This is a genomic window from Clostridium sp. UBA5119 (genome assembly GCF_002414285.1).
In the GTDB taxonomy this organism is placed as follows: domain Bacteria; phylum Bacillota; class Clostridia; order Clostridiales; family Clostridiaceae; genus Clostridium_J; species Clostridium_J sulfidigenes.
On record NZ_DHYX01000048.1, the window covers coordinates 83,817 to 89,816 of the forward strand.

Annotated in this window: 5 protein-coding genes and 1 pseudogene; 4 read left to right on the forward strand and 2 right to left on the reverse strand. The window is 31.1% G+C overall.

The window, feature by feature from the left end:
* Positions 1 to 71: 71 nt before the first annotated feature.
* Positions 72 to 731 carry an NAD(P)/FAD-dependent oxidoreductase gene (locus tag B2671_RS07105; RefSeq protein WP_346869781.1) on the reverse strand — a complete coding sequence of 220 codons (660 nt, stop codon included), beginning with the start codon at positions 729 to 731 and terminating at the stop codon, positions 72 to 74.
* 341 nt (positions 732 to 1,072) lie between these two features.
* Between B2671_RS07105 and B2671_RS07110 the strand changes: the two genes are divergently transcribed.
* Positions 1,073 to 1,576, forward strand: coding sequence for a FliG C-terminal domain-containing protein (locus tag B2671_RS07110; RefSeq protein WP_346869782.1), 504 nt, complete (start codon positions 1,073 to 1,075; stop codon positions 1,574 to 1,576).
* Between the two features lie 161 nt (positions 1,577 to 1,737).
* A complete protein-coding gene (locus B2671_RS07115) occupies positions 1,738 to 2,130 on the forward strand; it encodes a hemerythrin family protein (RefSeq protein ID WP_346869783.1) in 393 nt (130 codons plus the stop codon).
* A gap of 64 nt (positions 2,131 to 2,194) precedes the next feature.
* Here B2671_RS07115 and hcp read toward each other — a convergent pair whose 3' ends face one another.
* Positions 2,195 to 3,853: a hydroxylamine reductase gene (hcp, locus tag B2671_RS07120; protein ID WP_346869784.1), complete on the reverse strand. Its 1,659-nt coding sequence runs from the start codon at positions 3,851 to 3,853 to the stop codon at positions 2,195 to 2,197.
* Positions 3,854 to 4,038: 185 nt separating this feature from the next.
* Between hcp and nth the strand changes: the two genes are divergently transcribed.
* Both nth and B2671_RS07130 read left to right on the forward strand, forming a co-directional pair.
* Positions 4,039 to 4,680, forward strand: coding sequence for an endonuclease III (gene nth, locus B2671_RS07125; protein WP_346869785.1), 642 nt, complete (start codon positions 4,039 to 4,041; stop codon positions 4,678 to 4,680).
* 26 nt (positions 4,681 to 4,706) lie between these two features.
* Positions 4,707 to 5,908 (forward strand): annotated as a pseudogene (locus B2671_RS07130) (NAD(P)-dependent malic enzyme).
* Positions 5,909 to 6,000 lie beyond the last annotated feature (92 nt).

Sequence of the window (6,000 nt, forward strand, 5' to 3'; positions counted from 1 at the left end):
GCCTTTAATTAGCTTATTTATAATATATGGTTAATCTTTTTCTCATTATTTACTTAAATCACAAAAAAGTTCTAACACCTACTTAGAACTTCTTTCTTAAAGTTTTTTATTGAAATTCTTTCAATAAAAAAACTTAATTTTTCTCCATCATGAGCATTTTCTTTATAGTAATCAAATATAGAATCTACTAAATTTAAAGTCTCCGCTTCTGATAAATCATTAGCTATAATATCCGCAATCCTAGGGTTATATCCAGCTGAACCACCTGCTGTTACCATGAGTTTACCATTAATATCTGCTATAACACCCACATCTTTACTATAAACACTTCCACAAGCATTTCTGCATCCTGCTACACCTATTTTAGTTCTACAAGGCATATCCATCCATTGATATTTTTTAGATAATTTCATACCTATACCAATTGTATTAAATTTTGATCTTTTACAATAGCCTGCTGGACACATCTCTACATTTTTAACGGAATTTTGAATTTTAACAGCCGGTTCCATATGTAGTTCCTCCCATATTTGGGGTAGATCCTTTTCCTCTAAATTAGTTATTAAGATTCTTTGTCCAGAGGTTATTTTTATAACTCCATTATACTTCTTAGCTACCTTAGCTATTTTTTCAAGGTTTTCCGGAGTTATAAAACCTCCAGGAATATGAGGTGTTATACCATATTTTCTTTTACCATCCCTTATTTTTTGAAGATTCCCGTAATGTGCCAAAGCATATTTCCTCCTATATTTTTAAATATATTATACCTCATTTAATAGGAAATAATCTACTTGACCTTGCTGAATTTAAAAGAGTTATGATAATGAAGGTACTTAAATTTGTAAAGGCATGGAGGTCATCATGTGACTACCACGCCCTATTTTAAATTAATATTTAAAATAGAACTAAATTTAATTCCTCTTGTAGGTTTTTGTCTGCACACAGAAAGTAGTACATTCGCAATTGCTAATTGTTTGAAATAAATACAGGTTATTATTTCATTTTTAGGAAAATGGTACGAGTATATAGTTATATATTCATTTATAAGAATGGGGTTTATGGGGGAATTATTATGAATTTAACTTTTTTTGTGTCATTGCTATCAGTAGAGCTAAGGACCAAATATTATGAAGAAATTATTAGGAATGGACAAGTAACAGAAGAACTTTGGAAGAAAATATCCTACTATCTAGAAAAAACATGTAAAGAACTCTTCAATGTTGAAGAACAGATAATAGAATTGCTAAGGAATCTTGAAGATGTTGAAAAATCTAGATTAATGATGACAATACAAGAAAATGACATATATTTATTTAACAAAATATCTACGAAACTATTTAGTTTTGAGGATATTATTAGTATAGATAGGGAAAGAGTTAAAACAGTTCTGTGTAAATTAGATATGAATACTCTATGTAAAGCTATATTAGGGGCTTCACCAAGGGTTATTTATTATATTCAAAATATATTTCTAGATATTGATTTTGTAGAGGCAAGAAGAAAATTAGGAAGTGTTCAATTGGATGAAATACTTCAGGCTCAAGATAAGATAATAATGCAAATAAATAATAAGTAATAAAGGTTTAATTTATAGGATTATACACCATTTTATTACTTGAAGTTATAGAAGAATATTGACTTATATGGTATTATGTAGTCCTAGAGTGAAATAGTTCAAGAAATTCATGTTGAACGTATTTTACTAGTACTATTGAGAGAAGTTGGAGGGTAATTTAAATGTACGAAATGAAGGAAGAATTTAAAACAGGAATAGAGATTATTGATAATGAACATAAAATGCTTTTTGAAATAGCTGATAAAGTTTATGAGTTACTAAATAATGAGTTCATTATTGATAAATATGATAGAATAGTAAATCTAATTGAAGAATTGAAGGGGTATGCTGCTCTTCACTTTAGAGATGAAGAAGCCTATATGGAGAGTATAAATTATAAAAAAATGTTTACTCAAAAAATAGATCATGATAACTTTATAAAAAAATTAGATGAAATAGATTTAAATAAAATTGATGAGAATCAACATAAATATATTCTTGATTTATTAGAATTCGTAAATCAGTGGTTAGTAAGTCACATTCTTGAAAAAGACAAGCTGATTGCACAAGGGTAAGTTTTTGTGAACTATATAAAAATATAAAAATAAATGGTAGTCCTATGGACTACCATTTAATATATTAGTTAACTCTTTGTTTAAGACAAGTTTTTAAGTCCTCTTCTGGTGTACTTATAGGAGTTAATTGGAAGGTGTCTACTAAGTATTGAAGTACATTTGGACTTATAAATGCAGGAAGAGAAGGTCCCAGGAATATGTTTTTAACTCCTAAGGACAACAAAGCTAGTAAATCAGCTACAGCCTTTTGCTCATACCAAGATAGTACAATGGATAATGGTAAGCCATTCACATCAGTTTCAAAGGCATCCGCTAAAGCGGTAGCAATTCTTACTGCAGAATAAGCATCATTACATTGACCTACATCGAGAAGCCTTGGTAGCCCAGCTACTTCACCAAATTCAAGTTTGTTAAATCTATATTTTCCACAAGCTAAAGTAAGGATAATACAATCCTCAGGAACCATTTTTGCAAAATCTGTGTAGTAGTTTCTTCCAGGCCTTGCACCATCACAACCACCTATTAAGAAGAAGTGACGAACTTCACCCTTTTTAACTGCATCAACAATTTTGCCGGCATTACTTAAAGTAGCCTTATGACCAAAGCCTACAAGAATTTCTTTTCTGTCTTCAGAAGCAGTAAATCCACCTAATTCTAAAGCTTTATTTATGATTTCAGAGAAGTCCTTTGTTCCATCTTCTTTAAGAGTGACATGTCTAACTCCATCCCATCCAACTACGTTAGTTGTAAATATTCTATCCTTATAGGTTTCTCTAGGTCTCATAAGGCAGTTAGTAGTCATAAGTATACAGCCAGGAATGTTATCAAATTCCGTTTGTTGGTTTTGCCATGCACTACCATAGTTTCCTACTAGATGAGGATATTTTTTTAGTTCAGGATAACCATGAGCAGGAAGCATTTCACCATGGGTATATATATTTATTCCCATACCTTCAGTTTGTTTTAATAACATCTCTAAATCCTTTAAATCGTGACCAGAAACAATTATAAAAGGTCCTTTTTCTACTTTTACATTAACTAAATGAGGAGTTGGATTTTTATAACTTTCAGTATTAGCTTCATCAAGTTTTTTCATGACAGCTACACTCATATCACCAGTTCTCATAGTCATTCTAATTAACTCTTCAACAGATAAGTTATCATTAGTTGTACATTCTAATCCTAGAAAATAGAAGTTATCAACTTGGTCATCATAGTAACCTAAAAATCTAGCTTGGTGTCCATAGGCACTTACTCCCTTTAGACCATAAACAATAGTTTGTCTTAAAGAACGTATATCAGCATCTAAATCTCCATCATACATAATTCCAGCTTTAACGGCATCCTTAAGCATTTCTTCTTTAGTTTTGCTTAAATTATAGGTTGCTTGATCAGGATACGCCTTATCCGTAGATGCCTTACTTCTTAGGTTTTCTTTAATTTTTTGTGATTCTTTAAGCATGTTTAGGTGACTTGCTGCATCAAAGTTAACATTAGTTAAAGTTGTAAATAGAGCATTTTCTACAAAACTAACCACTGATTTATCTATAACTTGCTCATTATCAAGTAAATCTTTAGCATAACAACTGATTCCTTTTAACTGATAAATTAATAAGTCTTGCAAATTGGCTATTTCAGGGGTTTTACCGCAAACACCTAACTTAGTACATCCCTTTCCCCCTACAGTTTGTTCACATTGATAGCAAAACATAGCATTATCCATTTAATAATCCTCCTTATTATATTAAGTTTTTTATAGTATTTGTTTATAAAATAATATTATTCTTTTATAGATAAATACATATTAATTAAACCCTTATTTAATTAAGTAAAATAATGAAAATCTGATATAATAGAAGTGAACTAATTAGGAATACTACAGTCATTGAAATTTATTGAGGTGATTTTATGAATAAAGAAAAACGAAAGAAAATTTTAGAAGTATTAGAAGAGACCTATAGAGGAGCTTCCTGCGGGTTAGATTTTAGAACACCCTTTGAACTTTTAGTATCAACTATACTTTCTGCTCAATGTACAGATGAAAGGGTTAACATAGTTACAAAGGAATTATATAAGGAGTATAATACTCCACAGGCTATACTGACGTTAAGTGAAGAAGAATTAGGTAAAAAGATTCATAGTTGTGGATTCTATAAAAATAAAAGTAAAAATATATTAGGGGCATGTAAATCCATTGTAGAAAAACATAATGGTCAGGTTCCAAGAACTATGGAAGAACTTATAGCTCTTCCAGGAGTAGGTAGGAAAACGGCTAATGTAGTTTTATCTAATGCTTTTGGAGTGCCTGCTATAGCTGTAGATACCCATGTGTTTAGAATTTCTAATAGAACAGGTTTTGCACCTGGAGATAATGTAGAAATTGTTGAAGAAAAACTTATGAAATACATACCAAAGAACATGTGGAGTGATGCACATCATTATATTATTTGGCATGGAAGAAAGATATGTGATGCTAGAAAGCCAAAGTGTCATGAATGTCCTATAGCACCTTATTGTGATTACTTAAATAAGGGATCTTCAAAAAAATAGATTATTTTAATTAGGAGGATTTAATTATGTCATATGGTGAACAATCTTTAAAAATGCACAAGGAGAAGAAGGGAAAACTAGAGGTTATAAGTAAAATTCCTGTTAATACAAGAGAAGACTTATCTATAGCTTATACGCCTGGAGTTGCAGAGCCTTGCATTGAAATATCTAAGGATAAAGATAAGGTTTATGATTATACAATAAAATCTAATACTGTAGCTATAGTCTCGAATGGAACAGCAGTATTAGGACTTGGAAATATAGGGGCAGAAGCCTCAATTCCAGTAATGGAAGGAAAGGCATTATTGTTTAAGGAATTTGCTGGAGTAGATGCTTTTCCAATATGTATTGATAGCGAAGATCCAGAAGAAGTAATAAAAACTGTAAAATTAATATGTCCTGTATTCGGAGGAATAAACCTTGAAGATATAAAGGCTCCTGAATGTTTTTATATAGAAGAAACTTTAAAAAGAGAATTAAATATTCCTGTATTTCATGATGACCAACATGGAACTGCAGTAGTTGTATTATCAGGGTTATATAATGCATTAAAGTTAACTAAGAAGAATATAAAAGATGTTAAAATAATAATAAATGGTGCTGGTTCTGCTGGAATTGCTANNATGGTGCCGGCTCTGCTGGAATTGCTATCTGTAAATTGCTTTTAAAGGCGGGAGTAGAAAATATAATCATGTGTGATAAGAAGGGTGCTATTTATGATGGAGGCAACTGCTTATTTGAATCCCATGAAGAAATAGCAAAGGTTACTAATAAAAATAAAGAATCAGGTTCATTAAAAGAAGTTTTAGTAGGAGCTGATGTGTTCATAGGAGTATCCGGGCCTAACATGATAAATGCAGAAGATGTAAAGACTATGAATTCAGATGCAATTATCTTTGCAATGGCTAATCCAACTCCAGAAATAATGCCAGATGAAGCTAAATTAGGAGGGGCTAGAGTAATAGCAACAGGCCGTTCAGATTTTGCTAACCAAATTAATAATGTTCTAGTATTCCCTGGTATATTTAAGGGAGCTCTTACAGTTAGAGCAACAGAAATAAATGATGAAATGAAGTTAGCTGCAGCAAGAGCTTTAGCAAACCTAATTCCAGAAGAAGAATTAAATGAAGAAAACATAATCCCAAATGCCTTAGACAAGAGAGTATCAGGCAAAGTAGCAGAGGAAGTTATGAGAATAGCAAGAGAAATGGGAGTAGCAAGTCTGTAAAGACTAAAAATATGGAGCATGTACTTATATTAAAGTATATGCTCCATACTTTATAAAATTACACTTATACGTTATCACTGTAATTTTCAACA

Excerpts from the sequence above, each read along its gene's own strand:
- B2671_RS07110 (WP_346869782.1), top strand. The coding sequence starts at position 1,073 with ATGAATTTAACTTTTTTTGTGTCATTGCTATCAGTAGAGCTAAGGACC.
- B2671_RS07115 (WP_346869783.1), top strand. The coding sequence starts at position 1,738 with ATGTACGAAATGAAGGAAGAATTTAAAACAGGAATAGAGATTATTGAT.
- hcp (WP_346869784.1), bottom strand. The coding sequence starts at position 3,853 with ATGGATAATGCTATGTTTTGCTATCAATGTGAACAAACTGTAGGGGGA.
- nth (WP_346869785.1), top strand. The coding sequence starts at position 4,039 with ATGAATAAAGAAAAACGAAAGAAAATTTTAGAAGTATTAGAAGAGACC.